Source organism: Pseudolabrys sp. (assembly GCF_035943735.1).
Lineage (GTDB): Bacteria > Pseudomonadota > Alphaproteobacteria > Rhizobiales > Xanthobacteraceae > Pseudolabrys.
The window spans coordinates 24822-50102 of record NZ_DASZBV010000003.1; the positions used below are offsets into that span (position 1 = coordinate 24822).

Consider the following 25281-nt stretch of genomic DNA (forward strand, 5'->3'; position numbering starts at 1 on the left):
GCAAAACGTGCGGAATGCCGCCGCGTCCGCAAAGGACGAGGGCGGATCGTTCACGGCCTGATAGATAGTTGGAATACCAACGAAACGGAATGAAAGGGAGGGAGGAGATGCAATTGGGCAGTCGTCTCGGGCTCACGGCTCTGGCGCTCGCGCTCGGGCTGGGTGGGGCCGCCAATGCCGGCACCGTCAAGATAGGCGTGGTGTTGCCGTTCTCCGGCGCCAATGCCGATCTCGGCCATCAGATGGACAAGGCCTTCGACCTGTACGTCAAGTTGCACACGAAGGACATCGCGCCGAACAAGGTCGAACTCGTCAAGCGCGACGAGGGTCCGCCGACCGGTGCGCAGGCCAAAACCGTCGGCACCGAGCTCATCACCAATGACAAGGTGCAGATCCTCACCGGCTTCTCGTTCTCGCCGTCGGCGATCGCGCTCGCGCCGGTCGTCACGCAGGCGAAGATGCCGATGTTGATCTCCAACGCCGGCACGGCGTGGATCACCAACCTGTCGCCCTATATCGCCCGCCTGTCGTTCAGCATGTGGTCGCCGGCCTATCCGATGGGCGCTTACGCCTATAACAAGATCGGCTGCAAGACGACCGCGGTCGCCTACACCGACTTCCCGCCGGGCAAGGATTCCACGGAAGCCTTCGAGACCGGCTACAAGAAGGTCGGCGGCAAGGTCACTCTGTCGATCCCGATGGGCTCGCCGGTGCAGGTGCCCGACTTCACGCCGTTCTTCCAGCGTATCAAGGACGCGCATCCCGACTGCATGTACGTCTTCATCCCGTCCGGCGCGCACGCGACCGGCGTCATGAAGGCCTATGGCGAGCTCGGCATGCGCAAGGCCGGCATCAAGCTGATCGGCCCGATGGACCTGATCCCCGACAACAAGCTGCAGGACATGGGCGACGCCGCCATCGGCACCATCGTGATGGGCCACTACGCGGTCGACCTCGACAATCAGCAGAACAAGGAGTTCAACGAGGAGTGGCACAAGGCCTACGGTCCCGACTCGTACCCCGACTTCATGTCGGCGGCCGCCTGGGACACCATGCACGCCATCTTCGACACCGTGAAGAAGCTCAACGGCGACTTCAGCAACGGCGAGAAGGTGATCGGCGCGCTCAAGGGCTGGTCCACCGTCGGCCCGCGCGGCAAGGTCTCGATCGATCCGCAGACGCGCGACGTCATCGAGGACGAGCACGCGATGGAGGTCTATCGCAAGCCTGACGGCAAGCTGGGCGAGCGCATCCTCGAGACCGTCCCGCAGGTGAAGGACGAGTGCAAGGCGCTCAAGATCGGCCGCTGCGCCTCCTGAGCGTCTGGATTTCCGACAAACAAACGCCGCCGCGCACAGGCGCGGCGGCGTTCTCTTAAGACCGGGAGACGGTCGTGTCGCACGCGGCCAATATCGTCATCAGTATCCTGTTCGACGGGCTGGCTTACGCCATGTTCCTGTTCATCACGTCCGTGGGCCTGTCGGTCACCATGGGCCTGATGAACTTCGTGAACCTGGCGCACGGCGCCTTCGCCATGGTCGGCGGCTATATCGTTGTCTCGCTGACGCGCAGCCTCGGCATCGATTTCGTGCCGGCGCTCGTCATTGCCGCGGTGCTGGTCGGCTTCATCAGCGTCCCATTCGAGCGCTTGCTCTATCGCCGCCTCTACAAGGCCACCGATCTCGAGCAGGTGCTGCTGACGATCGGCCTTGCCTTCATGGCGATCGCGACGTTCACCTATTTCTACGGCCCCATTCCAAAGTCGGTGCCGTTGCCGCACTGGCTCGAAGGCGACATCAATCTCGGCTTCCGCGCGTTTCCGAGCTACCGCGCCTTCCTCATCATCGTCGGCGCCGTTCTCGTCACGGTTCTCTGGTATGCGTTCGAGCGCACCAATATCGGCGCCCGCATCCGCGCCGCCGTCGACAACCGGCGCATGGCTGAATCGGTCGGCATCAACGTCGACCGCCTGTTCACGCTCACCTTCGCCGTCGGCTCCGGCCTTGCCGCGCTCGGCGGCGGCTTCGCCATCCAACTGTTCGGGCTGACGCCGTATTTCGCGGTGCTCTATCTCGTCCTCTTCCTCATCGTCGTGGCGACCGGCGGCCTCGGCAGCCTCAAGGGCACGCTGCTCGCGGCACTCGTCATCGGCATCATCGACACCGGCGGCAAATACATGTTTCCGCAGGCCGGCAATTTCTTCGTTTATCTCATCACCGTGGTCGTCCTCCTGATCAAGTCGGCAGGGTTCTATGGCCGCGAGTGAACCCACGAGCGGCGCGGTGACTGCAAAGGCCGCGCGCGACCGCGCGGCCGAATTCCTGCTGCGCCGGCACTATCTCCGTTGGCCCGAGGCGCTGCCCTGGCTGATCGCGGTCGGCTGCTTCTTCGTCTTCCCCGACCGCATGACGTTCGGCAGCCAACTGCTGATCATGATCATGTTCGCGTTGTCGCTGGACCTGATCCTCGGCTATGCGGGCATCGTCACGCTCGGCCACGCGGCGTTCTTTGGGCTGGGCGCCTATACCGTGGCGCTCGCCTCGATCAAGCTCGGCTGGACCGAACCGATCAGCGGCGTCTTCTTCGGCGGCGCCGTGGCCGGCCTCGTCGGCATCGTCGTCGGCTGGTTCATCCTGCGCTATCGCGGATTGACGCTGCTGATGCTGACCATCGCCTTCGCCGCGATGCTGCAGGAGGGCGGCAACATCCGCTCCGACTTCACCGGCGGCTATGACGGCCTGCCGGGGCTCACGTTCGATCCGCTGCTCGGCCATTTCCAGTACGACCTCTACGGCCACACCAATTACTGGTACGCGCTCGCGGCGCTCGCGGTCGTGTTCTTCGTCGTGCGCCGCATCGTCTACTCGCCGTTCGGGCAGGCGCTGACCGGCATCCGCGAGAACGTGCGCCGCATGCATTCGATCGGCTCGCCGGTGCATCGCCGCCTCGTCACCGTCTACGCGATCTCGGCGGCGATTGCGGGCATGGCCGGCGCGCTGTTCACCCAGACCAATGCCTACGTGACGCTGACCGTGTTCGACTTCGACGCGTCGGCCAAGGTCATGGTCATGCTCATCCTCGGCGGCACGGGACGACTCTACGGCGCCTTCCTCGGCGCCGCGGTCTACATGATCTTCGAGGACAAACTCTCGAAGATGAGCCCGACCTTCTGGCAGTTCGGCATCGGCCTGCTGCTCGTGCTGGCGGTGATGTTCGCGCGACGCGGCCTGCTGGGAGTCGGCGACACCATTCGGCGCAAGCTCGCCGGAAGGAGGGCGCCGTGACCGCCGCGCTCGAGGTCAAGGGTCTCAACCGCAGCTTCGGCGCGCTGCGCGTCACGCGCGACGTCGACCTGTCGCTGGAGAAGGGCGCGCGCCATGCCCTCATCGGCCCGAACGGCGCCGGCAAGACGACGCTCGTCAATCTGATCACCGGTGTGCTCAAGCCGTCATCGGGCAGCGTGCTGCTCAACGGCGACGACATCACCGGCTGGTCGCAGGCCGAGCGCGCGCGCCGCGGGCTGGCGCGCACGTTCCAGATCAACCAGCTCTTCCGCGGCCTCACCGTGCTCGAAAACCTCTGCATGACGATCGGCGAGCGCGACGGCAACTGCAACAATATGTGGCGCTCCGCTGGTGCGAAACGCGCTGTGATTGATGAAGCGCTCGATCGGCTCGAAGCGCTGCGGCTGGTCGACGACGCGTTGAAGCTCGTGCGCGAACTGCCCTACGGCCGGCAGCGGCTGGTCGAGATCGCCATGGCGCTGGCGCAGAAGCCGCGCGTGCTGTTGCTCGACGAGCCGGCTGCCGGCGTGCCGTCGTCGGAGACGCATCTCATCCTCGACGTCGTCGCCGCGCTCGACCCGGACATCGCCGTGCTCATCATCGAGCACGACATGGACGTCGTGTTCCGGTTCGCGCGCGAAATCAGCGTGCTGGTGCAGGGCGCCGTCTTCACCAAGGGCACGCCCGACGAGATCCGCCGCAACGAGAAGGTGCGCGAAGTCTATCTTGGCCAGGAGCATCACCATGGCTGAGCCGGCGCTCGCGCTCGACAATGTCCGGGCCGGCTACGGCGAGACCGTGGTGCTGGAGGACGTGAAGTTTGCGCTCGCGCCGGGCGAGACCGTGTCGATCATCGGCCGCAACGGCGTCGGCAAGTCGACGCTGCTCGCCACCGTCATGGGCCACACGACGCTGCATGGCGGCCACGTGCAACTGCACGGTCACGACATCTCCAGGACCGCCACCTACAAGCGCGTGCACGCGGGTCTCGGCTACGTGCCGCAGGAGCGCGAGATCTTTCCGTCGCTGACCTTGCGCGAGAACCTCGAAGTCGCGGCGCGCCCGGGCCACTGGACCTACCAGACCGTTTGCGAACTGTTCCCGCGGCTCGCCGAGCGGGCGGGCAACATGGGCAACCAGCTCTCCGGCGGCGAGCAGCAGATGCTGGCCATCGGCCGTGCACTGATCGGCAATCCGACCGTGCTGCTGATGGACGAGCCGTCCGAAGGCCTGGCGCCGGTCATCGTCGAGGAACTGGCGCGCGCGATCAAACGGCTCGCTGCCGCCGGCAAGCTGGCGATGATCGTGGTCGAGCAGAACTCGCGGCTGGCGCTGTCGATCGCGCCGCGCGTGGTGGTGATGGACCGTGGCCGCATCGTCTATGACGGCGCCAGCGAGGCTTTGCGCAACGATCCGGCCAAGCTCGAAGGCTTCATCGGCGTCATGAAGGCGTAGGGCGCTTTCTTCTTCACCTCCCCCTGGAGGGGGGAGGTCGACGCGCGAAGCGCGTCGGGAGGGGGTGGCTGTGATTTGATAGATCACCCCACCCCGCTCGCTTCGCTCGCGACCCTCCCCCTCCAGGGGAGGGTACGCCGCCCACCATCGCCCACCGATTGCCTTCCGCCCTGCGCTCGTCTAGCAAACGGGCCATGAAACATTCGACCGATCGCATCCTCACCACCCACGTCGGCAGCCTGATACGGCCGGCGGATTTGCAGGACTTCCTGCGCGCCAAGCAGGGCGGCAAGCCCTATGACGAGCAGGGGTTTCAGGCTTGCCTGACGCGCTCGGTCGCCGAAGTGGTGCAGCGGCAGGCGCAGGCCGGCATCGACGTCGTCAGCGACGGCGAGTTCGGCAAGTCGATTTCCTGGGCGCAATACGCGCTGACGCGCTTGTCCGGCTTTACGCGGCGGCCGATCAAGGAAGACAAGGCCAATCCGTTCAAGCGCGGCGCCGACCGCACCAAGTTCGCGGATTTCTACGCCGAGCTCGACGCCAAGGAAGTGGTGTCGACGACCATGGAGGCGATCTGCACCGGCCCGATCGCCTATGTCGGCAATGACGAGCTTACGCGCGACATCGCCAACTTCAAGGCGGCGCTCGGCAAGGTGAAGGTCGAGGAAGCCTTCATGCCGGTGGCGGCGCCGGCGAGCGTCATTCCCGACCGCAAGAATGAATATTACAAAAACGACGAGGAGCTGCAGGTCGCCATCGCCGCGGCCATGCGCGCCGAATACAAGACCATCGTCGACGCCGGCTTCATCGTGCAACTCGACGACGCCCGCAGCGCCGTCACCTACGACCGCATGGTGCCGCCGGGGAGCTTCGCCGACTACAAGAAGTGGCTGGCGCAGCAGATCGACATCCTCAACCACGCCATCGAAGGCCTGCCGCAGGACCGCGTCCGCTATCACATCTGCTGGGGCTCGTGGCCGGGCCCGCATACCAGCGACGTGCCGTTGAAGGACATCGTCGACGTCGTTCTGAAGGCCAAGGTCGGCGCCTTCGTCATCGAAGGGGCCAATCCGCGCCATGAGCACGAATGGCAGGTGTGGAAGAACGCCAAGCTCGGAGCAGGGCAGATGCTCATCCCCGGCGTCATCAGCCACGCCACCAACGTCGTCGAGCATCCCGAGCTCGTCGCCGAGCGCATCGTGCGGCTGGCCAAGATCGTCGGCCGCGAGAACGTCATCGCCGGCACCGACTGCGGTTTCGCGCAGGGCCCGTTCTATCGCCGCGTCCATCCGCAGATCATGTGGGCGAAGCTCGAGGCGCTGGCCGAAGGTGCGCGCATTGCGTCGAAGGAGCTGTGGTCGAAGGCGGCGGCGTGAGTAAGGTGCCCCGGACGCGGCGCGCGTTAGGCGAGCATTCGCTCGCTTTCACTCTCCCCCTCCAGGGGAGGGTGACGCGAAATTGCGGCACCGTCCGACGACCACCACTGATTCAATTTACAAACAGCCAACGCTCCGCCGCCCGTATTGTTTGATCGGCGCCGGGTCCGCCGCAGTCCGAATTCCAAATCCCGGCTCCCACGAGGGGAGCGGAGCGCCGGCAGACGCGGGGGTTTGCGAGACCCCCGGTGAGCGGCCGGCGAGACCGCCCGATGAGACGCTTGCGAGGCGTCTCCTCGCTCCTTGAAGGAACGAGGCGCCTCCCGGCGCTCCACTGCGGCGTCTTGCGACCGGCGGGCCGCGCTTTCGAGAACGTGGACCAGCCACGCCTGTCAGCCAGCTCCTGGCGGCAGGTCGTAATGCCTGCGAGCGGAGCCCCGCCATCGCCCGAGCGCCAGAGGCTACGTTTGCCTCCGGCCCGCGGCGCCGCATCGATCGATGGCGGGATTTCCCCGGTCATCGACCCGGCGGGGTCCAGCCGTATCTCCGGCCTTGTCCCCGCCGCTGCTCCGTCTTCACGGCGTCCCATGACGACGCCCCTCAAAAGAGCAGGACGGATCAATCATAGGCATATCGGCCTAGTAGGTCAATAGTCCGTCGAAAAGAAGTTATGCGGCTTTTGGCTGCTCAGCCTCTGCCGGCCTCATGGCGAGGAGCCGCGCGCAGCGCGGCGTCTCGAACACCGCAAATCGGCTTTCTCCGACCTGCGCAGCGTCCTGCCCCCGCTGACGCGGGACCTGCATCTGCGCTAGGCTCTCGCGCGTTGACAGGCGCGGCGATGCACGATCCCGCCGTCATTGAGGGAGCCAGCCCATGAACATCAGCGCCAAACCGGCCAGCGGCCTCGCCATTCCGTTCGATCACACCCGCCTCGATCGGCTGATGGATGAGGCCGGCATCGACGTCGTCGTCGCCACCTCCAAGCACAATGTGCAGTATCTGCTCGGCGGCCACCGCGCCAACTTCTTCGATTACATGGATGCGACCGGCGTCACGCGCTATCTGCCGGTGCTGGTCTACCCGAAGGGCGCGCCGGAGAAGGCGGCCTATATCGGTCACCGCCTGGAGAAGTTCCAGCGCGAGGTGACCCCGATGTGGACGCCGGAGACGCAGACCAATACGGCCGGATCGACCGACGCCATGCAGAAGGCGGTCGAGCACATGCGCAAGGCCGGGATCGCGACGAAGCGGATCGCCGTGGAATTCGGCTTCCTGCCTTATGACGCTTCGAAGGTGCTGCGCGGCGCGTTCCCCGATGCCGACTGGGTCGACGCGCTCTACGTGCTCGAACGGCAGCGCGCCAAGAAGTCGCCGGACGAACTCAAGCTTCTGAAAATCGCGTCCGAAGCCGTCATCGACTCGATGAAGGCGGTGATTGGTTCGCACGGTCCCGGCACCACCAAGGCCGAGGTGGTCGAGGCCCTGCGCCGCGAGGAGACCAACCGCGGGCTCACCTTCGAATATTGCCTGATCACCTGCGGCACCAGCATGAACCGCGCGCCGTCGCCGCAACGCTGGGAGCAGGGCGACATCATGTCGATTGACTCCGGCGGCAATTATCACGGCTATATCGGCGACGTCTGCCGCATGGCGATCCAGGGCGAGCCGGATGACGAATTGCAGGACCTGCTCGGCGAGATCGAGAGCATCCAGCGCGCGGTGATGAAGCCGATGCGCGCCGGCGTCATGGGCAAGGAGATCTACGGTGCGGCCGAGCCGCTGGTCGCGCGCTCGCGCCATCACAACCACATCGAATTCCTCGCGCACGGCATGGGCATGGTCAGCCACGAGGCGCCGCGCCTCACCGATCACGGACCGGTGCCGTATCCGGCCGACGATGCGGAACGCCCGCTCGAGGTCGGCATGGTCGTGTCGGTCGAGACGACGCTGATGCATCCGGCGCGCGGCTTCATCAAGCTCGAGGATACCGTCGTCGTCACCGATGATGGACACGAGGTCTACGGCGACGGCGCGCGCGGCTGGAATAAAGCCGGCGGCTGACGCCGGGCCCCGCAGCGAATTCCGCTCAGAGGAACGAACGCGTCGGCGCGTGTCGTTGTGCGGTTGCGCGTGTCCGCATCGCGGACCCCCTTGCGAGCGTCGGCGAGCCGGGTGGCGGCATTTTCAATTTCGAGGTGACCCCACCCCGATCGCGCTACGCGCGATCGACCCTCCCCGTTCAGGGGAGGGACGAGACCGATTACGCCGCGACCTGCAGCACGACCTTGCCCTGGATGTGGTCGTTCTCCATGTGCTTGTGCGCGCGCGCGACGTCTTCGAGCGGGTAGGTGGCGGTGATGACGACATCGACCTTGCCGGCGTCGATCAGCCGCGCGATCGTCTCGAGCTCTGCGGCGTCGGGCTTGGCCATGTAATGCGCGCCGCGTGCGTGATGGCGCTTGAGCTCGGCCTCGTCCGGCTTCTGCAAAGTCGAGATCAGCCGGCCGCCGTCCTTGAGCACGGCGAAGGAGCGCTGCTGCGTGTCGCCGGCGATGAGGTCGTAGACCAGATCGATGTCCTTCACGATCTCCTCGAACTTGTCTTTCTTGTAATCGATCGCCTGGTCGGCGCCGAGCTCGCGCGCGAACTCCATGTCCGCACCGGAGACGGTGGTCGCGACCCACGCGCCCTTGGCCTTGGCGAACTGGATGGCGAAATGGCCGACGCCGCCGGCGCCACCGTGGATGAGCACGCGTTCGCCGGCCTCGAGCCCGCCCTGGTCGAACAGGCCCTGCCAGGCGGTGAGCGCGGCGAGCGGCACCGCCGCCGCCTGCTGGAAGTCCAGCCGTTCCGGCTTGCGTGCGGCTTCATCTTCGGTGACCAGCGCGTATTCGGCGTAGCCGCCGATGTCGCGGCCGAGCATGGCGTAGATGGCGTCGCCGCGGCGGAACTTGCGCACCTTGGCGCCGACGCTCTCGATCACGCCCGCAATGTCGCGGCCGAGCACCTTCGGCAGTTGGTCCTGTTTCACCGCCGGATATTTGCCCGAGCGGATCTTGTAATCGACCGGATTGACGCTCGCCGCGATGACGCGGACGACCATCTCGTCGTCTTTCGGCTCGGGAACCGGGATGTCGTCCATTTTGAGGACGTCGGCGTCACCGAACTTGTGGATGCGGATCGCGTGCATGGGCTGTCCCTCCCGGTTGCTCTGCAGGAGAAACGGCGCGGCGCGGCGGGCGTTCCGGCGTGGCCGACTAGCCGGTCGCGAGGCGGTCGGCTTCCTGCGCCAGCGTCTTGAGGGCGGGGGCGATCGTCACCGGATAGTCGTGGCCCGGTTCGAGGCGGGCGAGCGGGGCCGGGAGACGCGCAAGCTCGCGCGCGGCGCGGGCGCGGATAGCGGCGAGGCTTTCGGCCGGCGCCAGCCGCTTGCCGCCGCGCATCACCGGGACGATCAGCGGCTCGCCCGCATGTGTGTCCGTCTCGACGGAGAGCACGTCGCCGCGCATACGTCCGTCGGCATCGTAGGCGCGCCACACCTGCTTGCGGCCGGGCCACGTCGCCTTGCCTTCCGACCGCTTGCGCCGCGGCCGGCCGCCGAACTCCTGCAGCTTGTAGGCGCAGTCGAGCGACGGCGCGTCGATCGAGGCGTCGAGATTGACGCCGATGCCGAAGCCGTCGATCGGCGCCTTTTCGCGCGCCATCGCCTGCAGCACGTCCTCGTTGATGCCGCCGCTGACCAGGATGATGACGTCCGTGAGGCCACCGGCGTCGAGGATGCCGCGCACCTTGCGCGCCGAGGCGGTGAGATCGCCTGAATCGATGCGGATGCCGCGGATGGTGATGCCGTCGCGCTTGAGGCGCGGCGCGAGCGCGACGACTTTGCGCGCGCCGGCCTCGGTGTCGTAGGTGTCGATGAGCAGGATGACGCCGTCGGGGCGCGAGCGCGCGTAGTGCTCGAAGGCTTCACTCTCGTCGTCGTGCACCTGCACGAACGAGTGCGCCATGGTGCCGACGATCGGGATGCCGTAGCGCGGGCCGGCTTCGACATTGGCGGCACCGGCGAAGCCGGCGATGTAGCTCGCGCGCGCCGAAAACAGTCCGGCCTCGGCGCCGTGCGCGGTGCGCAGGCCGAAGTCGGACAGGATCTTGCCGGGCGCCGCCAGCACCATCCGCGCCGCCTTCGACGCCACCATGGTCTGGAAGTGCAGGATGTTGATCAGCCGCGACTCGACGATCTGCGCCTGCGGCAGCGGCGCGGTGATGCGGATCAGCGGTTCGTTGGGGAAGCAGACCCTGCCTTCCGGCATCGCGTGCACGTCGCCGGTGAAACGGAATGCGGCGAGATAGTCGATCAGGTTCGAGCGGAAGCGGCCGCTGCTTTTGAGCCAGTCGATGTCCGCCGCCGAAAAGCTCAGCGTCTCGAGATAATCGAGCGCGTCGCCGAGCCCGGCCGCGAGCAGGAAGCCGCGCCGCGCCGGCAGACGGCGCACGAAGAACTCGAACACCGCTTCGCCGTCCTCGCCGCGGTCGAGATAGGCCTGCACCATGTTGAGTTCGTAGAGGTCGGTGGCGAGGGCGCTGACGTGGGGCATGACTTGGGTCCGGGTCGAATTGGCGGCGCCACTCTAGTGGGAACAGCCGCGCGGAGCGACCCTCGACGCCGGGAAGCTGCGGAACAGACGTTCCGCTCCCGGCGTTTGAGGCGCACGCAGTTCAGACCCGACAGGAGAGTCCGATGAAAAAACTCACGTTGCTTGTGATTGCCGCCGCGACCGTCGGCGCCGTTATGGCAGCGGGCCCCGCGGCGCAGGCCAAAGGTTGCATCAAGGGTGCGATCGTCGGCGGGGTAGCCGGCCACTATGCCGGGCATCACGGCCTGCTCGGCGCCGCCGCCGGCTGCGCCGTCGGCCATCACGAGGCCAAGAAACACGCGCGCGAGAAGGCGATGCAGCAGCAGAATATGGGGCAGGCGCCGTCGAGGTGAGGGAAAGGCGGGCAGGTGGCTCCCGAGGCTGGGATCGAACCAGCGACCATTCGATTAACAGTCAATGTAACACGAATTGATGCGGACTCCTGCGAACAGCCATTGCGCCTGAAAGTCCAGTGATTTAGGCTTTAAACTGTTCGCGGTGGTTCGCGGCGGGACGCCCCCAACCGGGTCAATCTGTGCCCCCGATGTGCCCCCGAGCAGGGGACACAATGGCCACCAACGAAGCCTTCACGGATCAGGCGCTCAAGGCGCTCAAGGCCCCCAAAAGGGGCCGGATCGAGCTTTCCGACGGGCGCAGCCAGGGGCTGACGTTCCGGCTCACCGACAAAGGGGTCCGGTCGTTCTCATTCCGCTTCCGGTGTCCCATCACGGGGCGGGTGCAGCGTTTCACGATCGGCGATTATCCGGATGTCACGCTGGCCAAGGCGAGAGTCAGGGCGGACGAGCTCAGGGTCGCCGTCGCGAATGGCCAAAACCCCGTCGATGACCGCAAGCGGGATCGGGAGACACGGGCCACCCGCGCCTTTGAGGCGGTAGCCAAGCGCTACCTCGCGGAATGGGCCGAGCGCAACAAGGCGCCGTCCTCTGTCGCTCAGGACCGTCGTGCGCTCGTCAAACACGTCTTGCCGAAGTGGCGGCACAAGAACATCACCACGTTGCGCCGTGGAAACATTACAGAGCTCCTGCAGGGCATCGTGGACGCCGGCACGCCCGTCCAGGCCAATAGGGTTCAGGCGCTCATTTCCAAGGTCTTCTCCTTCGCGGTCGATCAGGGTCTGGTCGATGCCAACCCATGTGCCCGACTTCCTAGGCAGGGCGGCAGGGAAACGCCGGCGAAGCGGTATCTCCACGATGCGGAGATTCCCGAATTTTGGAAGCGCTGCGCCACCGCGGCCATGCGGCCGGAGACCGGATTAGCCCTCCGCCTGATCTTGCTGACGGGTGTGCGAGCTGCCGAAGCGGCTGGCATGCAGCGGAGCGAGTTGCGCAATCTGGATGATCCGGCCGCGGCCATCTGGGAAATTCCGGGAGAGCGGACGAAAAACGGCCTAACGCATGTCGTTCCGCTGTCTGAGCCTGCCCGGCAGTGCATTCTAGAGGCCCTTCGGTCGGCCAAGGAAGGCCAGCCGTACGTCTTTCCGTCGCCGGTCAGGGCGGGGGAGTCGATTCAGGCGCACTCACTCACGGTGGCTATGCAGCGCATGGCCGAGCATATCGAAGGGGGTGCCGCGGCGACGTGGAAGGCGGATCCGCCAAGTCCGCATGACCTGCGCCGGACCTTCCGCACCAAGCTATCGGCCCTTGGGATACCCAAGGACATTCGTGATCGCCTTATGAACCACGCGCCGCGGGATGTCGGCGAGCGGCACTACGATCAATACGATTTCCTCAAGGAGAAGCGGGACGGGCTCACGCGGTGGGCCGAGGCGTTGTCCGAATTGGCGGCATCGAAAGAGACGACATGAGTCGCCAAGACGAACTAGCTGAACAGTTTTGCGATGTGCCGACGAATAATGAGAGCGGCGCATTCATTTGCTATGCCGACGTGTTGCAGTGGGTTTCGGAGTATTTGAGCGTTGGAGGCGGGTGGCCGCGGGAAGCGGCGCAGACCGTCGAACGCGCCGACGCGCAGCTGACAGCCGAGAAGGAGGCCGATCGGTGGCACGCGTGGGAAGTAGAGGCTCGACACCAAATATCGCGCCTGTGCCAGATTGAGAAACTGCATGCGTTTGGCCTGACGCCAACGGGGCGGGTCGAAAAACTGCCGGGCGAGGCTTGGGCAAACCTCTACATCAACGAGCTGGACGGGCAGCCGCTGGACGATCAAGAACGATACGGTAGCCGACCGTATGGCGAAGCGTGGTGGAGAGACACGGAGGACGCGGACAGGCTCACTGACCGCGCGTGGACAGGGGTCCGCTTCCGCAAGACGGATATCTTGAAGTTTTGGCCGCACCTCAAGAAAGCGACGCGGGGTCGGCCGCTGACTTATAACTGGGAGGGTGTGAAAAGGGGGTTGGTCAGTTATCGGCAGAAAAATGGCGACGTGCAAAGCCGTAACGAGCTACTCCACTTGTGCTCGGAATATGCGACTGAACTAAACCGGGAGCGCAGAACCCCCGACGATGCGACCATCCGCGATGCTATCAGGGTCCACAAGCTTGATCGGGCTGCCGGCCTAATGCCGGGAAAATAGCGCGCTGAATTTCCCCGCATTACTGATTTTCCCCGTACCGACGCGCACCTAGGGTCGTCGTCGTTCGCTGGTGAGCGAACGACAGACGCCGCCGTTCGGCGACCCAGGGGAACACTATGCGCAGCAACTCAGCGACAAACCACGACGACCTCACCGAGGTGGAAGCCTACACGGTCAGAGGGTTTGAGCGTGCCTTCAGGATTGGGCACACAAAGACCTACGAAGAGATCCGAGCCGGCCGCCTTGAGGCCCGCAAGTGCGGTCGCCGAACGATCATTACGCGCGACGCCGCCCGCCGCTGGCTTGCCGGTCTGCCGCAGGTCAAAGCGACCGAGCAGCCGTCTCCCGCCGCGTAACCCACCCACATCTTCCCGTTTTCGCGGCGGCCGTCTCGCAAAGAGAAAGGCCCCGCCGGACTGCAATCCGAAACGGGGCCAAAGGAATTTGCGATGCGCTCAATACCCGACGCGCCCGGCTGGCGCAAGTCACATCACGAAGACGGATTCGGCGTCGTCTACGCCGACGAACTGGAAGGCGAAGCGCCGTTGACCTTCTTGGTCACGTGCGTCTGCGGATCTGGCGGATTTTCCGAGGGCCCGATCCGCGGAATTGCCCGCGCAGTCTTTCTCGGACTCGCAATAGCTCGCGAGCACGAGTGCCGCTTCGTCGGCATTAATTTTCTGCGTCGCGAGGGCAGGCCATGAGCGCCCTCGTCATTAAGTTTCCCGGCCAGCGACGAGTGCGCCCTGTCGGCCCGTTCCAGCGCGTTGCCATCGTGTGTCCGTGCTCGGATGAAGACGGCGGCTGGCGGTTTTGCGAGTTCTCCGACGGGAGTGGCGCCTTTGAAACAGGACTCACGAAGAAAGTTGCCCTCGAAAAAGCGCTGGAATACGTGCGCGAGTGCAATTCTGGATTGATCGTCGAAAACAAGGATCACTTCGCGGAGCTGGGCCAATGATCGCTCTGGATGCTCGCGCCGTTGCGCATGCCCTCGGCGGCTCAGTGATGAGCCGCAACAGCGTCGCCGCCCCCGGGCCAGGCCACTCACGCGCCGATCGAAGCTTGTCGATCAAATTGGCGCCTGGCGCGCCGGACGGATTTGTTGTCTATAGCCATGCAGGCGACGATCCGATCCACTGCCGTGACTATGTGCGGGAGCGGCTCGGTTTGCCATCGTGGCGGCCCTGCAGGCCAAATGAGAAGCGCTCGCCCGCACCGGCGCCGATCGCCGCGCCGGCTCGAGACGAAGGCAAGTCGGAAAATCGCGCCATCGCTCTGTGGATATGGCAGGAGAGCCAAAATCCCCGCGGCACGATCGCCGAAGCCTACCTCAAAAGTCGCGCGCTCCAGTTGACGGACGATATTGCGGGCGATGTCGTTCGCTTTCATCCGCGGGTTTGGCACAAAACGTCCCAGATGCCGCTAGCGGCTATGGTCGCCCTATTTAGAGACATCCGCAGTAGCGAACCGAAAGCAATCCATCGCACGTATCTCCGTGCGGACGGCACCAAGATCGAGCGCAAGATGCTCGGCGCCGCAGGCGGATGCGCGATCAAAATCGATCCGGATGCCATGGTGACGACAGGCCTCACTATTGGCGAGGGCCTCGAAACCTGTCTTGCGGCCCGCATGGGAGGATTTCGACCTGCCTGGGCGCTGGGATCGGCCGGCGCAATCGGCAGCTTCCCGGTCCTGTCGGGTATCGAGGGCCTCACGCTACTTGGCGAGACGGATAAAACCGGCGCGAACGAACGGGCGGTCCGAGAATGCGCTGGGCGCTGGATGACGGCCGGTGCAGAGGTGCGCGTCGTGAAGCCGAAGCGCGGTGGTGATTTGAACGACGTGCTGCGCGAGGTGGCCGCATGACCGCTATGTCCCCCGACCTATCCGCTGCCATCTCGACCGAAATTGCGGCAATGATGCGTGAGCGCCTGTCCGTGACTGTGCTGCATCCTGACGATGTTGCGCCGTCGACGACCGATTCGACCGGAATCTTGCAGATTGGCGAGTGGATCGCATCCCTTGGCGCCTCGCCGGATCCGCTCATCGAAGACGGCCAGAACGGGGAGATCATCGGCCGCGCCCAGTGCGGGCTCCTCTATGGGCCGTCTGGCACGGCCAAGACGGCCATCCTGAACGAGATGCTGCTCGCCGTTGCCTCCGGCCGTGGCTTTGGGCATCGGCCGCTAGTCGACGCGACCGTCTTCAAATCAGGCAAGGGACGCGTTCTGATCGGTGTCTACGAGGACCCGATGGATTATAGCCGCCGAATGAGGGGCATCGCTGCGACACGTGGAATCGACTTGTCCACCCTCGATTGGGCCGTCGTCCCCTCCGATTTGGACGTGACAACGGATAGGGGTCGCGAAGATCTGCTGCGCCGCATTCGGGCGGATGCGGCAGCACATGGTCCGCCATGCCTGTTCGCCATTGACACGGCACCTGCCGCTGTCGGCGGCGCCAGCCTTAATGACGACGACCTAGCGGGATTGCTGTTCAAGCTCGGCCACGCCCTCGTTCGCGAGTACGCCTGCACGACCGTGTTCGTGTGCCATCCGGGAAAGGACCAGACACGCGGCCCTGCAGGTTCGTACCGGCTCACGGGCAACAGCGACTTCATCCTGAACACAATGGCGACCAAGACGGGCTTCCGCCTCACGAAGCGGAAGGACCGCGGTGGCCAGTCGGATCGGGCCCTGTTCGACTACACGCTGATTTTTCCGGAGGTCGAGCGCACGGCAAGTGGCCGCCCAAGAACGGCGGCCGTCCTTGGGGAGGTCATTCCCTGTGAACGCGAGAGCGCGCCGCAACATACTGAGCCCACGACGAGGCGGAAGCTTTCGGATCGGCAGAAGAATGCACTCGCGGCCCTCGAAGAAGCGCTCGCGACCGACGGCGCACGACCGGATACGACCCTCGGCTTGTCGGGCGACGTTCGTGTCGTGCCAGTCGAGGCCTGGCGCCAAGAGATGATGGTTCGAGGCATCATTGATCCCGAAAGCCAAAACCCGCGCATGGACTTCAAGCGACTGAAGGATGGCCTGATCGCGCGCTCTCTCGTGGGCGAGCGGGCTGGGGTTGTCTGGTCATGCCAGCTGTAACCTTTCGGGGTGTAGCGTTTTCCCCGTATTACATACGGGGGAAAACAAAGTGCTACGCGCTACACCCCCAAAAATGGGGCGTAGCAGATGCTACGCGTAGCAAGTGCTACGGTAAAAATGCTACGGGCTATGTTCTTGTTATATTTGCGTTCTCTGTAATTTGGCTGGATTGCAGGCGCGGGCACGAGGCGCAAACTGCTACGCAAATTGCTACGGCTATGCGTAGCAAGTCGGTGTCCGGAGCGGCGAGGCAAAGTGCTACGCCCTTTTCGAGGATCTTCCCGTCGCCCGCATTCCCTCTCACGCCGCTCGGCAACCATCCGTCCCGTGGCCGGTGGTGCGCTCACCTGGTGCCGGGCGGCGTGAGGCTGAGGCGGAGGCCCAGTCGTGATCGACGCTGATCAGTCATCCAAGCTCGACGCCATGGCCGAGCGCCAGGCCACTTGGCGGAAGGAACTGTGCCTCCTCATCCGCATGGGCGAGGCAACAGGGACCGAGGTCGGGCCGGTGCTGGCCGAAGCGCTGGCGCACGACCTCCGGATAATGGCGTCGGTCAACAGAGATCTGGCGACGAATTGCGCCATGGTCGTGATCCAAGAATTGCTATCCGCGGTCAATCCGGTCCAGCCACCTCCGAACGTAACTCAGTCTTGGCATTAGGCCGCGTAACCCGCCCGGCGGTCGCGTAACCCGCAGATTTGTAAGTTAGCGTGCTATTTGATATGGAAGCGGCATGGCAGCACCTGTCGGAAACAAATTCGCGGTCGGGAATCCGGGTGGAGGACGCCCGCCGGTTTTCAAGCCGGAGTTCTGCGCGATCGCGCGGAAGATGTGCGAACTCGGCGCCACCGATGAGGATTTGGCGGAAGCCTTCGGCGTCTCGGACCGGACCATCCAAAAGTGGATGGTCACCCACGAAGAGTTTTGTTCAGCGGTGAAGGTCGGGAAGTCAGCTGTTGACGATCTCGTTGAGCGCCGTTTCTACAATCGAGCGGTTGGCTACAGCTACGACACCGTGAAAGTGTTTCAACACCAGGGCGAGCCGGTCATCGTGCCGTATCGCGAGCATGTGCCGCCCGATACTGCGGCTGCGATTTTTTGGCTCAAGAACAGGCGCCGCGACAAATGGCGCGACCGCCATGACGTGGATCACGGGGTGCAGTCCGAAAACCCGCTCGCGACATTCTTGGACAGCCTGGCGGGGCGGGGAAAGACATTGCAGCCAGTCGAGAATCCCGAACCCACCGGGCAGCAGGATCAAGAGGCGAACAACGATGACGAGCCCGGACCCAGATTTTGAAGCCAAGGTCGCGGTGTGCAAGCGCGTGTACGAGCTCGAGCGCGAGCTCCTGGCGTCGAACGACGACGCGCGCATCGCGGAGATCATCCCGGAGCTTCGGCGGCTGGCGCCCAGGCCTGAGCCTTCTCCGAGGCTTGCTTCCCCCCGAGCCTCAAGGCCGTCCCGCAAGGGGCGGCCTTTTTTTTTGTTTTCAGCCGCGAGCACGCTCCACCCGAGGAATATGGAATCGACTGAGCCGCAGAGGATGGCGCTGGTTCGCTTTTCGGCTGCCCAGCGGCGAGACACCGGTCAGCCTCGGAAAAACTCACGGGCGACCCCCGTAGAGGGAAATTGGCCAGCGCAGGAAGCCAAGCCGGTGCGTGGTGACGCCGCAAGCACTCGGTATTGTGTCCCTCGCTAGCCGCCGTACGATAGCGGCGGAAGCTGAGGGGAAATCGATGACCATTATAGTTCGGATTGGCGCGATCAGTCTGGTCGCGTTGGGGCTCGCTGCTTGTGTCACCACTCAGGAGATGCCGCTGGCCGAAAACGTCGTGCGGATCGACACACAGGCCAAGGGGCTGCTGTTCACCGGCCAGGCAGTCCCTATGACAATGCGGGCCGCTGCAAAGGCGACCTTGGATCGCGGCTATTCCCACTTCAGATTCGCGGACGCCTCGCTTCAGCAGGGCTCCGTCGTGGCCGGCACGGTGTCGACGGGGAACGTCAGTTACAGCGGGTCCTACGGTCAGGGATTCTACAACGGGCAGGGCTTTGGCTACGGAAGACGAACGTCATTCACGCGCCCACAGCGGGCGCCGCCGCGACTGTGATCATGTTTCACGCGAATGAGCCCGGGGCCAAGGGAGCATTCGACGCCGCACAGGTGTTGCGCCAGTACTCTGAGTAAAGGTCAGGGGAGTACGGCCTGAATAGGGCCCTCGACCGATTGCTCGCCCGCATCGCGGAGTTCTCGCCATTCAGCGAGGCGGCGGCAGTCGCCACACGGCGCGTGAACCATCCGCCGGTTCCGCGTTATCAGGGCGCACTACTACTTCGGTCCTTGAACCTCCTTAGCGGCCCCGGCGGTCCATCGCCGGGGTCAGTTTTTATATTGTCGGCTATCAACCAGGTGCTATGGTCGGCTCAACCTGGGAGGGTGGCATGAAAATCGTAGTTTTGGCAGTTGTCGCGCTACTTGCTGCGGCCGGCTCGGCGTCGGCCCAATACACCGGCTACCACGGCTATGCCGGCTACGGCATCGGCTCAAACCCGTCCAGCGTCTATCACCAAGGTTACACGACGCAGAGAGGGACCTACGTGCAGCCGCACTATCAGAGCGCGCCCAATACGACGCAGATGGATAATTGGAACACCAGAGGCAACGTGAATCCGTACACCGGACGGATTGGCACGAGATCGCCTCGGTACTGAAGCCTGCCGTCTTTCTGTCACGCCTCCGGTTGCTGGCTCCTTTAGCCCCAAAAGCGGCCAGCCGGGGCGTGGGTGGCTCGCGAACGATGCGCAAGTCTGCTCTCAGGCAGCCTCCAAGGTCGCTTCCTCTAAATCCGCGCGCTGCTTAAGCCGATTGCGAATGTTCTTATCGCCAGCTTCGATCGCGACGTTTGCCTCTTTGACCACGCTAGCGATGACTGCTTCATCGCGGCCAATAGATTTGTTTTTGAACATCCAGTGAGAAACCTCGGTCCAATCCCACAGAGGAGAATCGGAAGTAACGCGCACGACGGGGGCCGGGAAATTCTTAGATCGCAGACCCTTCGCATAGTTTGATACGGCCGCGCGGGTAAGACCTGTTCGCGATGCGATGTCAGAAAGGTTTACGAGCGGGTCAGGCTCGACCCGCTCAATAGTGGCACCAGTGGCGCAAACGTTCTCAATTGCTGAGGCAATCGCCTCATCAATCGAATCTGCTTGGCGCGCGAAGTCGATGATGGTGTGGCCCTTCTGGAAGGCAACAAGCGCATCGTCGCAGCCGTTGTTGTAGAAGATGCTCTCAAAATCATCCGCATTCGGATCAAGACCGGACGCGATGATGGCAAACTCAAACGTTTTCATCGTTGGCCTCCTCTTTGTGCGGGCATCGATCAATAGCACGTCGAATTTGTTTAGCGTGCGTCTCCGGGTTTATGGGTGTGCCGTTTATTCCGAATTGGCAACCGTCTCGGTCCGCGTGCTTGCAGAACATTCGGCCCCAGTGACCCATGGGATAGCGGATGCGCCAGCCAAGTTCTTCGGCATATTCAATGGCGGCTTCGATCTCCTTGTTCGGGTGATCCGGCCTAGCCATCGTTACAAACCGAATGTAACCCATCGTGTACATATGTCAACAGTCTTCGAGGAGACAACTGTTGCCCCACCGGATGGTTCCGGACGGCTGTCACTTCTCTAAGTATCCGTTTTTTCTAAGAAAATCGGTCAGAAGCTTCTCGACAAGGGAGGCTACAGAGCGGCTGTCAGCCGCTGCGGCCTTCTCGGCCGCGGCCTTCACGTTGTCCGGAACACGGACGGAAATTGCGGAGGTCTTGGCCATGAGTGCGAATGTGTGCGATTGACATTCAATTGCGATGGTGCATTATGCACCCACTTGCACACATCAGCAAGCGGCCCCGCCCGGTGCGTCAACACCAAAACGGGGCCTAACCGGCAACACGGAGAGCGCACCATGCCACAGGCTGATTCTGCCAATACCACATCGCGCCGTTCATTTCTGCTCTCCACAGGCTCAGCCGCTGTCTTAGCGGTCATACCGGCCGCGGCGCTAGCTTCCAGTCCCGACCAGCCGATCTTCGATCTCGAACCCGCGTTCAGGGACGCGAAGTCGCGCTTTGAGACTGCCTTCAACGCCTACAACAGTCGTGAGGAAGCGTATTTCGACTGGAAGCGCGACAACGAACCGTCCGGCGATCATCAGGAATGGCAAGAGCGCGCCGATGCGGTGATGCAGGCGCTCGGCCTGCCCGAGGCCGAGGAGCGACACACCCAAGCCACAAGCGATCTCACCGAAATTCTTAATCAGGTCGCGGCGACGCCGGCTACCACGCTTGAAGGGCTGATCGCAAAAGCCCGCATGGCCGACGGCGATTACGAAGTCATTGAAAGCATCCACGCCGATCTCTTGGCGATGGATGAGCGGGGTGCGGTGTAGCGTTGGGCAGCGCGAGCGACATCGGCATGGCCGAATTTCAACAGGAGCTATCAATGACAAAATCTCTGACCATGAAACCCAAAGACGATCTGAGCGCGCCTATCCCGAATGCCTACGCGGTCTATGTTGCCGGCGCGTCCATGGAGCCGCGCTATTTCCCCGAAGAGATCGTCTATGTTCACCCGAGGCTGCCCGTGCGGGCTGGCGATTTCGTGGTGGCGCAGATCGCGACTGGCGTCGACGGCGATCCGCCGGAGGCCTACGTCAAGCAACTCGTCTCCATGGACGGCAAGAAGCTGCGCCTCAAGCAGTTCAACCCGAAAAAGACGTTCTCTTTCCCGGCCAACAAGGTCGTGTCGGTTCACAAGATCATCATGGGGGGAATTGGATGAGACGAAGGAGCGGTGCCCGCTCCGTGTTAGTTGGCAGCAGACCTGCAGTCCGAGACGCGGAAGCTGTGGGAAAAATGGAATGAGGCCGCGAAGCGATTTGTGTCGGAAAACCGGGACAAGTGACCATCCTCGGGTTTGCCAGCGCATATCGGCCAAAGCCTGCGCAAAGGAAAAGCCCGAGTGGGTCGTCGCCAAGGCGGGTACTTCGGTAAAGAGCAGGTCGATCTTAGCGTCCGTGTCGAGTGGAGCCGGGCAGCGCCAGCTTTCAGTCAGCCGCAGCTTAAGGCGATCTCTGCGTGCATGCTTCCGATGCTGCCAAAAAAGCCGCCCCCGCGAAGGGGCGGCTCCGATTGTGGGTGGGGAAGCAGTCCGCTCGCCTGAGCACGCGAAGCCAAGGGGCGGCGGAGGTTAAGTCCGTACTTCCGATCCTCACGATCCTCTCATGCGGTGAGCAGGGTCGGATCTGCAGCCGGTGCCACGACAGGATCAGCGGGCAACTGAAGAACAGTCGCAATTTGTCCCTCGGTGAGACATGTCAGCGGCACCACTTCCCCGTTGGGGAATTCCAGCGCATCATGGTGGATGTGTGGGCAATCCACGTTGATTTGACGGAATAGCGCCGTTTGCGATGCGATCTCATGTTTTTTTGGAAAGAACGTCCCGATCTTTCCGTGGCTGACGTTTCGCTGGAATGAGAGCTCCGTGCCGGGTCGCAGGCAGACGGCCACGCTTGAGTCTTCCGCGGCAGCGAAGCCGCGCGTTCCAGCGCCGAAGTCCCGGGTCGTGAGCTGATCGCCCACCTTGGCCGGGCGGGTCTGAACGCTGTGAAGGCTGTAGTCACACATAGTCTTACTCCCTCTGTAGAGAGATAAGCGTGCTGATGATGGCGGACGCTAAGGATCAGCAAGAGTGAATGGGTGGAGACATGGTGACCTCCGCAAACTGTACTCAACTTCGCATCTGGGCTCAAAAGTAAGGCTTACTTGCGGCGACAGTTGCTATGCAGGTTTTGCGCCGGGTGCGAGGCCCGCCTACATGAAGCGGATAATCAGCGGCTACTACGCCGGGCGGACGGCGAAGGTGTTGGAGCGCGTGCGCGACGTTCTGGACCGGATGACCGGCTCCCAGCACTGAAGGAGTGCGCTGTCTGCGCTCGCGCCGGGAGAAATAATGGCGGCTGAGCGTTAGCCAGCATGATCATGATCAGCCACCTGCGCGACGCCTTGTGCGTCCTCCGGAACCAACGTCGGGATTGGAACCGGCCCCCGAAACCACGGTTATCGGGAAAACGAAGGAACCGGCCTATGAACGAGAACGCATCGAAGGAAGAACGCATCCGTCATGAGGCGTACCGAATTTGGTTGGCCGAGGGCAGGCCAACCGGTCGCGACAAAGAGCATTGGGAAGAGGCAGAACGCAATATAGGCCGCATCGACAGGCTCGCCAGTGAGGACGAGCATGCCGATGTTCCCGAGTCCGGTGCGCCCCTTGGGCCTGGGCAGGCGTGAGGTCGCGATTGTTACATGCCAGACCCTGACGAGCTGGAGCGACTGATACGGGAGCGCGCCTATCGCATCTGGCTGGAGGAAGGACGCCCAGAGGGTAAGTGGATCGAGCATTGGAGGCGCGCTCAGCACGAGGTCGAGGAAGAGCTCTCGATGACGAAAGGGACCGGGAGTTCAAACAAGAGTAGCGGCGTCCACCGACTCCCGTGGGTTTGCCGAAGATCGGAAGAAAAATGCCGCGCTATTTCCTCACCATCACCATGCCCAATCGCATTGTCGAGGACGACGCGGGCGCCGTGTACGCGAGTCCTACACAAGCATGCGAGGCCGCTAATAGGATGGCGCGGGACCTTTCAGAGGATCCCGATTTCGCGAGTTGCACCATACAGGTGCTTGACGAGGCTCGTGCATCTGTCGGGATGGTAAAGATCCCGAGCTAGGTTGCGCGTTGTCGGTTATCCCCCTTGGTACAACCCCTTCGAAAAGAGCTGCATAATACAGCTATGCAGTGGGATGCTGAATGCATTGTCGTCGTCTCTCCGGAGGTTACCGCAGTGCATTCCACTGCCGCAGGAGCGCTCGCCTTATAAGCGGGCGCTTTTGCGTTATGCTTCAATTCTGTGCTCCCGCACCTCCGCTCGACTGGAAAACCCAAAGCGCGACTTCGGAACAGCGCGCCGCCGCAAAGTCAAAAGCTCATTGAGGTGCTGTTGCGAAAGCAGGGAAAAGCAGTTGACCACTCTGCCCCTGCCATCTGAACAGCATCGCACTGAGATCGAGGGACACAGATACATTGCTTCACCGAGGCTTCATTTCCCTGAAATCAAAAGGGAAAAGTGGGGCTCGTGGCTTCACGGAACCTGTGTTGTAGCGCTGATGCAACATCGCGCGCGCTACCGTGTGTGGACATCGCGGGTTCCGCGCATTTTTGGATGACACAATAGGGTCAGTGCTCCTTCATAACCACGGGAGGCGACCCATGCCCATGCGATACGTCTGGGTGAACGAGCGCGTTGCGCCCATGAAGGCGTTCTGCGCGTACGACCACGTCGAGCTCTGCCACGGCTACATCCGGGAGATAGCGACCGGGCTGGTCTATCACGACCGCTGCTGTCTTGAGCTCCATACGCTCGAATGCGAGGAGGTGGTGAGCCATGCGAAAGCTTCTTAAGGGGCTCATAACCTTTTGGACTCAGAATCCCGACGCTCTGGTTCGGGACACCCGAGCAGACATTCGCCAGCGCGAAGACGTAGAGGCCGCGCGCAAGCGCCGCCCTAAGGGGAGACGCGTCTAAACATTCAGTTGCGCCAGATCGCAAACAAGGTAACGGCGACAAGCGCCCAACCGTCCGATCGCATTCCCCCCGCACGGACGGAAGACTGGCCCCGCGCGAATGCGGGGCTTTCTTTATGTGCGATCCTACGGTTTGTCGATATTCTGGGGCTTGCGCGCCGGGCGCTCGCACTCAACTGCAGCCTTCACATCATCTGCGTGCTGCCTCGCCTATGCTGAACATGACGTCGGTGTCGCTACTCGATCTGGCCTTACCGTCGTCGAATTCGACGGAGTAACCGATCTGATGTTGGCGGTCCCCGCGGTAAAGCTGCTTCCCACTCTGAGCGGCTTGCAAGGGGACACTATCTATGTCGTCGGCCTTAGGGGTCCCGCGCCTAACCGCTCGCCGCGGTCGGCTTAATAGCCGCGCCGGCGCCTGTACATTTGCCGGCGGTGTAGCGAGATCATGGACCTCACCGCGTAGCCGAACAGGCCGCCAAAGGCGAACCCGAACACGCCGCCTATAATCTGAGGATCGCCTGCGAATTGGTGCAACATAAGTCCCTCCGATATGCCCAAGCCCTGCGATCAACCTTTTCCCTCTCAGCCAGTTCCAATGGCGAAGTCGTCTACTTCGGCGACAAGAAAACGGCCCCGACGCATTGGAACGCCGGAGCCGCGGAGGTAGAGGTTTAGATAGAAGGCGTGCGTCGTGATAATTCAGGCCGCGGAAATTGGTTTCGAAAGGTCGCCTCATTCGCGAGTGGAATTTTTGGAACCTAGCGCGCGCCCGGAAGCCAATCGCGGCGGGAACTGAGCGAGCTTGTAGGAGCCGCGACTGCGGGGAGGGGTAGTGGACCGCGACTGAGAAAATGGCAGTTGTGTCTAGGAACCGACGAGCTTTAGCCGAATTTATACAACGGCGATCCCGCGAGCACCTCGAATCCCCCCGCATTAACCCCAGCTCGCGCGGGTCGCCTCCATCATGCGATTTCCCTTCCGTCCTGGTGACGTCCAGAAGGCCGCTCAAATGTCCTCCGCCTATGCTGCAAGACCCTGCGCGCGCGTTGATGCCTTTAACCCCAAAACAAGTGCTCGCGGAATGAACAAAAACATTTTGGCGGCCCTCGTGGGGTTGCCCCTTTTTTTGACCCATGCGTCCTCAGCCCAGACCGAGGACCAATGTAGGCAAGTCCGCGCCGCCGTTGCGCAGTACGGGTACGAGGCGGCAAAGGCCCATGCTAACGCCATGATGAC

29 protein-coding genes and 1 pseudogene are annotated in these 25281 nt (G+C 63.2%); 25 read left to right on the forward strand and 5 right to left on the reverse strand.

What is annotated here, in order from left to right; all coding sequences use genetic code 11:
* Positions 1–107: 107 nt before the first annotated feature.
* The 7 genes from VGV41_RS01110 to VGV41_RS01140 all read left to right on the forward strand — a co-directional run bounded on the left by VGV41_RS01110 (position 108) and on the right by VGV41_RS01140 (position 8176).
* Positions 108–1319: an ABC transporter substrate-binding protein gene (locus tag VGV41_RS01110; protein ID WP_326861802.1), complete on the forward strand. Its 1212-nt coding sequence runs from the start codon at positions 108–110 to the stop codon at positions 1317–1319.
* 74 nt (positions 1320–1393) lie between these two features.
* Positions 1394–2266 carry a branched-chain amino acid ABC transporter permease gene (locus VGV41_RS01115; protein WP_326861803.1) on the forward strand — a complete coding sequence of 291 codons (873 nt, stop codon included), beginning with the start codon at positions 1394–1396 and terminating at the stop codon, positions 2264–2266.
* Positions 2267–2282: 16 nt separating this feature from the next.
* Positions 2283–3284 carry a branched-chain amino acid ABC transporter permease gene (locus VGV41_RS01120; protein ID WP_326861804.1) on the forward strand — a complete coding sequence of 334 codons (1002 nt, stop codon included), beginning with the start codon at positions 2283–2285 and terminating at the stop codon, positions 3282–3284.
* Positions 3281–4036 (forward strand): ABC transporter ATP-binding protein, encoded by a 756-nt coding sequence (locus tag VGV41_RS01125; protein WP_326861805.1) that lies wholly within the window; start codon positions 3281–3283, stop codon positions 4034–4036. The genes VGV41_RS01120 and VGV41_RS01125 overlap by 4 nt, the downstream gene beginning before the upstream one ends.
* A complete protein-coding gene (locus VGV41_RS01130) occupies positions 4029–4739 on the forward strand; it encodes an ABC transporter ATP-binding protein (RefSeq protein WP_326861806.1) in 711 nt (236 codons plus the stop codon). The genes VGV41_RS01125 and VGV41_RS01130 overlap by 8 nt, the downstream gene beginning before the upstream one ends.
* A gap of 194 nt (positions 4740–4933) precedes the next feature.
* Positions 4934–6115, forward strand: coding sequence for a cobalamin-independent methionine synthase II family protein (locus tag VGV41_RS01135; protein WP_326861807.1), 1182 nt, complete (start codon positions 4934–4936; stop codon positions 6113–6115).
* Positions 6116–6988: 873 nt separating this feature from the next.
* Positions 6989–8176 (forward strand): Xaa-Pro peptidase family protein, encoded by a 1188-nt coding sequence (locus tag VGV41_RS01140; protein WP_326861808.1) that lies wholly within the window; start codon positions 6989–6991, stop codon positions 8174–8176.
* 199 nt (positions 8177–8375) lie between these two features.
* Here VGV41_RS01140 and VGV41_RS01145 read toward each other — a convergent pair whose 3' ends face one another.
* Positions 8376–9305: an NADP-dependent oxidoreductase gene (locus VGV41_RS01145; protein ID WP_326861809.1), complete on the reverse strand. Its 930-nt coding sequence runs from the start codon at positions 9303–9305 to the stop codon at positions 8376–8378.
* Positions 9306–9372: 67 nt separating this feature from the next.
* A complete protein-coding gene (locus VGV41_RS01150) occupies positions 9373–10710 on the reverse strand; it encodes a nicotinate phosphoribosyltransferase (RefSeq protein ID WP_326861810.1) in 1338 nt (445 codons plus the stop codon).
* A 143-nt stretch (positions 10711–10853) separates the two neighbouring features.
* Here VGV41_RS01150 and VGV41_RS01155 point away from each other — a divergent pair, with 143 nt between their 5' ends.
* The 12 genes from VGV41_RS01155 (at position 10854) to VGV41_RS01210 (ending at position 19119) form a co-directional block, all read left to right on the forward strand.
* On the forward strand, positions 10854–11102 hold the full coding sequence (locus VGV41_RS01155) for a hypothetical protein (protein WP_326861811.1): 249 nt from the start codon (positions 10854–10856) through the stop codon (positions 11100–11102).
* 215 nt (positions 11103–11317) lie between these two features.
* Entirely contained in the window at positions 11318–12574 is a 1257-nt protein-coding gene (locus tag VGV41_RS01160; protein WP_326861812.1) for a tyrosine-type recombinase/integrase, read from the forward strand.
* Positions 12571–13305, forward strand: a complete 735-nt coding sequence (locus VGV41_RS01165) for a hypothetical protein (RefSeq protein WP_326861813.1) — start codon at positions 12571–12573, stop codon at positions 13303–13305. Before VGV41_RS01160 ends, VGV41_RS01165 begins: the two co-directional genes overlap by 4 nt.
* 116 nt (positions 13306–13421) lie before the next feature.
* A complete protein-coding gene (locus VGV41_RS01170) occupies positions 13422–13661 on the forward strand; it encodes a DNA-binding protein (protein ID WP_326861814.1) in 240 nt (79 codons plus the stop codon).
* Positions 13662–13754: 93 nt separating this feature from the next.
* Positions 13755–14009, forward strand: coding sequence for a hypothetical protein (locus VGV41_RS01175; protein WP_326861815.1), 255 nt, complete (start codon positions 13755–13757; stop codon positions 14007–14009).
* The gene (locus VGV41_RS01180; RefSeq protein WP_326861816.1) at positions 14006–14263 is read left to right on the forward strand and encodes a hypothetical protein; all 258 of its coding nucleotides are present in this window, start codon (positions 14006–14008) and stop codon (positions 14261–14263) included. The genes VGV41_RS01175 and VGV41_RS01180 overlap by 4 nt, the downstream gene beginning before the upstream one ends.
* Positions 14260–15171 (forward strand): DUF7146 domain-containing protein, encoded by a 912-nt coding sequence (locus tag VGV41_RS01185; protein ID WP_326861817.1) that lies wholly within the window; start codon positions 14260–14262, stop codon positions 15169–15171. Before VGV41_RS01180 ends, VGV41_RS01185 begins: the two co-directional genes overlap by 4 nt.
* Positions 15168–16406 carry an AAA family ATPase gene (locus tag VGV41_RS01190; RefSeq protein ID WP_326861818.1) on the forward strand — a complete coding sequence of 413 codons (1239 nt, stop codon included), beginning with the start codon at positions 15168–15170 and terminating at the stop codon, positions 16404–16406. Before VGV41_RS01185 ends, VGV41_RS01190 begins: the two co-directional genes overlap by 4 nt.
* A 387-nt stretch (positions 16407–16793) precedes the next feature.
* The gene (locus tag VGV41_RS01195; RefSeq protein ID WP_326861819.1) at positions 16794–17066 is read left to right on the forward strand and encodes a hypothetical protein; all 273 of its coding nucleotides are present in this window, start codon (positions 16794–16796) and stop codon (positions 17064–17066) included.
* Between the two features lie 73 nt (positions 17067–17139).
* The gene (locus tag VGV41_RS01200) at positions 17140–17706 is read left to right on the forward strand and encodes a helix-turn-helix domain-containing protein (RefSeq protein ID WP_326861820.1); all 567 of its coding nucleotides are present in this window, start codon (positions 17140–17142) and stop codon (positions 17704–17706) included.
* Between the two features lie 437 nt (positions 17707–18143).
* A complete protein-coding gene (locus VGV41_RS01205) occupies positions 18144–18518 on the forward strand; it encodes a hypothetical protein (protein WP_326861821.1) in 375 nt (124 codons plus the stop codon).
* A 331-nt stretch (positions 18519–18849) separates the two neighbouring features.
* Complete coding sequence (locus VGV41_RS01210) at positions 18850–19119, forward strand: hypothetical protein (protein WP_326861822.1); 270 nt, start codon at positions 18850–18852, stop codon at positions 19117–19119.
* Between the two features lie 102 nt (positions 19120–19221).
* On the opposite strand, the gene VGV41_RS01215 is transcribed toward VGV41_RS01210, so the two are convergent.
* Positions 19222–19761: a hypothetical protein gene (locus VGV41_RS01215; protein WP_326861823.1), complete on the reverse strand. Its 540-nt coding sequence runs from the start codon at positions 19759–19761 to the stop codon at positions 19222–19224.
* A 322-nt stretch (positions 19762–20083) separates the two neighbouring features.
* Entirely contained in the window at positions 20084–20236 is a 153-nt protein-coding gene (locus tag VGV41_RS01220) for a hypothetical protein (protein WP_326861824.1), read from the reverse strand.
* 132 nt (positions 20237–20368) lie between these two features.
* Here VGV41_RS01220 and VGV41_RS01225 point away from each other — a divergent pair, with 132 nt between their 5' ends.
* Positions 20369–20851, forward strand: coding sequence for a hypothetical protein (locus VGV41_RS01225; RefSeq protein WP_326861825.1), 483 nt, complete (start codon positions 20369–20371; stop codon positions 20849–20851).
* Positions 20852–20877: 26 nt separating this feature from the next.
* On the forward strand, positions 20878–21243 hold the full coding sequence (locus VGV41_RS01230; RefSeq protein WP_326861826.1) for a S24 family peptidase: 366 nt from the start codon (positions 20878–20880) through the stop codon (positions 21241–21243).
* A 440-nt stretch (positions 21244–21683) separates the two neighbouring features.
* Here VGV41_RS01230 and VGV41_RS01235 read toward each other — a convergent pair whose 3' ends face one another.
* Entirely contained in the window at positions 21684–22088 is a 405-nt protein-coding gene (locus VGV41_RS01235) for a hypothetical protein (protein ID WP_326861827.1), read from the reverse strand.
* Positions 22089–22547: 459 nt separating this feature from the next.
* Between VGV41_RS01235 and VGV41_RS01240 the strand changes: the two genes are divergently transcribed.
* The 4 genes and pseudogenes from VGV41_RS01240 to VGV41_RS01245 all read left to right on the forward strand — a co-directional run bounded on the left by VGV41_RS01240 (position 22548) and on the right by VGV41_RS01245 (position 23919).
* Positions 22548–22751: a DUF2934 domain-containing protein gene (locus VGV41_RS01240; protein WP_326861828.1), complete on the forward strand. Its 204-nt coding sequence runs from the start codon at positions 22548–22550 to the stop codon at positions 22749–22751.
* 15 nt (positions 22752–22766) lie between these two features.
* A pseudogene (locus tag VGV41_RS22965) lies at positions 22767–22877 on the forward strand (DUF2934 domain-containing protein); the annotation flags it as partial.
* 104 nt (positions 22878–22981) lie between these two features.
* Complete coding sequence (locus VGV41_RS22970) at positions 22982–23188, forward strand: DUF6894 family protein (RefSeq protein WP_414705043.1); 207 nt, start codon at positions 22982–22984, stop codon at positions 23186–23188.
* A 539-nt stretch (positions 23189–23727) separates the two neighbouring features.
* Positions 23728–23919 (forward strand): hypothetical protein, encoded by a 192-nt coding sequence (locus VGV41_RS01245; protein WP_326861829.1) that lies wholly within the window; start codon positions 23728–23730, stop codon positions 23917–23919.
* Positions 23920–25281 lie beyond the last annotated feature (1362 nt).

Bases quoted from the DNA above. Each gene is read 5' to 3' on its own strand.
- VGV41_RS01110 (WP_326861802.1), top strand. From the start codon at position 108: ATGCAATTGGGCAGTCGTCTCGGGCTCACGGCTCTGGCGCTCGCGCTC.
- VGV41_RS01130 (WP_326861806.1), top strand. From the start codon at position 4,029: ATGGCTGAGCCGGCGCTCGCGCTCGACAATGTCCGGGCCGGCTACGGC.
- VGV41_RS01135 (WP_326861807.1), top strand. From the start codon at position 4,934: ATGAAACATTCGACCGATCGCATCCTCACCACCCACGTCGGCAGCCTG.
- VGV41_RS01140 (WP_326861808.1), top strand. From the start codon at position 6,989: ATGAACATCAGCGCCAAACCGGCCAGCGGCCTCGCCATTCCGTTCGAT.
- VGV41_RS01145 (WP_326861809.1), bottom strand. From the start codon at position 9,305: ATGCACGCGATCCGCATCCACAAGTTCGGTGACGCCGACGTCCTCAAA.
- VGV41_RS01150 (WP_326861810.1), bottom strand. From the start codon at position 10,710: ATGCCCCACGTCAGCGCCCTCGCCACCGACCTCTACGAACTCAACATG.
- VGV41_RS01155 (WP_326861811.1), top strand. From the start codon at position 10,854: ATGAAAAAACTCACGTTGCTTGTGATTGCCGCCGCGACCGTCGGCGCC.
- VGV41_RS01160 (WP_326861812.1), top strand. From the start codon at position 11,318: ATGGCCACCAACGAAGCCTTCACGGATCAGGCGCTCAAGGCGCTCAAG.
- VGV41_RS01165 (WP_326861813.1), top strand. From the start codon at position 12,571: ATGAGTCGCCAAGACGAACTAGCTGAACAGTTTTGCGATGTGCCGACG.
- VGV41_RS01170 (WP_326861814.1), top strand. From the start codon at position 13,422: ATGCGCAGCAACTCAGCGACAAACCACGACGACCTCACCGAGGTGGAA.
- VGV41_RS01175 (WP_326861815.1), top strand. From the start codon at position 13,755: ATGCGCTCAATACCCGACGCGCCCGGCTGGCGCAAGTCACATCACGAA.
- VGV41_RS01180 (WP_326861816.1), top strand. From the start codon at position 14,006: ATGAGCGCCCTCGTCATTAAGTTTCCCGGCCAGCGACGAGTGCGCCCT.
- VGV41_RS01185 (WP_326861817.1), top strand. From the start codon at position 14,260: ATGATCGCTCTGGATGCTCGCGCCGTTGCGCATGCCCTCGGCGGCTCA.
- VGV41_RS01190 (WP_326861818.1), top strand. From the start codon at position 15,168: ATGACCGCTATGTCCCCCGACCTATCCGCTGCCATCTCGACCGAAATT.
- VGV41_RS01200 (WP_326861820.1), top strand. From the start codon at position 17,140: ATGGCAGCACCTGTCGGAAACAAATTCGCGGTCGGGAATCCGGGTGGA.
- VGV41_RS01205 (WP_326861821.1), top strand. From the start codon at position 18,144: ATGACCATTATAGTTCGGATTGGCGCGATCAGTCTGGTCGCGTTGGGG.
- VGV41_RS01210 (WP_326861822.1), top strand. From the start codon at position 18,850: ATGAAAATCGTAGTTTTGGCAGTTGTCGCGCTACTTGCTGCGGCCGGC.
- VGV41_RS01215 (WP_326861823.1), bottom strand. From the start codon at position 19,761: ATGAAAACGTTTGAGTTTGCCATCATCGCGTCCGGTCTTGATCCGAAT.
- VGV41_RS01220 (WP_326861824.1), bottom strand. From the start codon at position 20,236: ATGGCCAAGACCTCCGCAATTTCCGTCCGTGTTCCGGACAACGTGAAG.
- VGV41_RS01225 (WP_326861825.1), top strand. From the start codon at position 20,369: ATGCCACAGGCTGATTCTGCCAATACCACATCGCGCCGTTCATTTCTG.
- VGV41_RS01230 (WP_326861826.1), top strand. From the start codon at position 20,878: ATGGCCGAATTTCAACAGGAGCTATCAATGACAAAATCTCTGACCATG.
- VGV41_RS01235 (WP_326861827.1), bottom strand. From the start codon at position 22,088: ATGTGTGACTACAGCCTTCACAGCGTTCAGACCCGCCCGGCCAAGGTG.
- VGV41_RS01240 (WP_326861828.1), top strand. From the start codon at position 22,548: ATGAACGAGAACGCATCGAAGGAAGAACGCATCCGTCATGAGGCGTAC.
- VGV41_RS22970 (WP_414705043.1), top strand. From the start codon at position 22,982: ATGCCGCGCTATTTCCTCACCATCACCATGCCCAATCGCATTGTCGAG.
- VGV41_RS01245 (WP_326861829.1), top strand. From the start codon at position 23,728: ATGCCCATGCGATACGTCTGGGTGAACGAGCGCGTTGCGCCCATGAAG.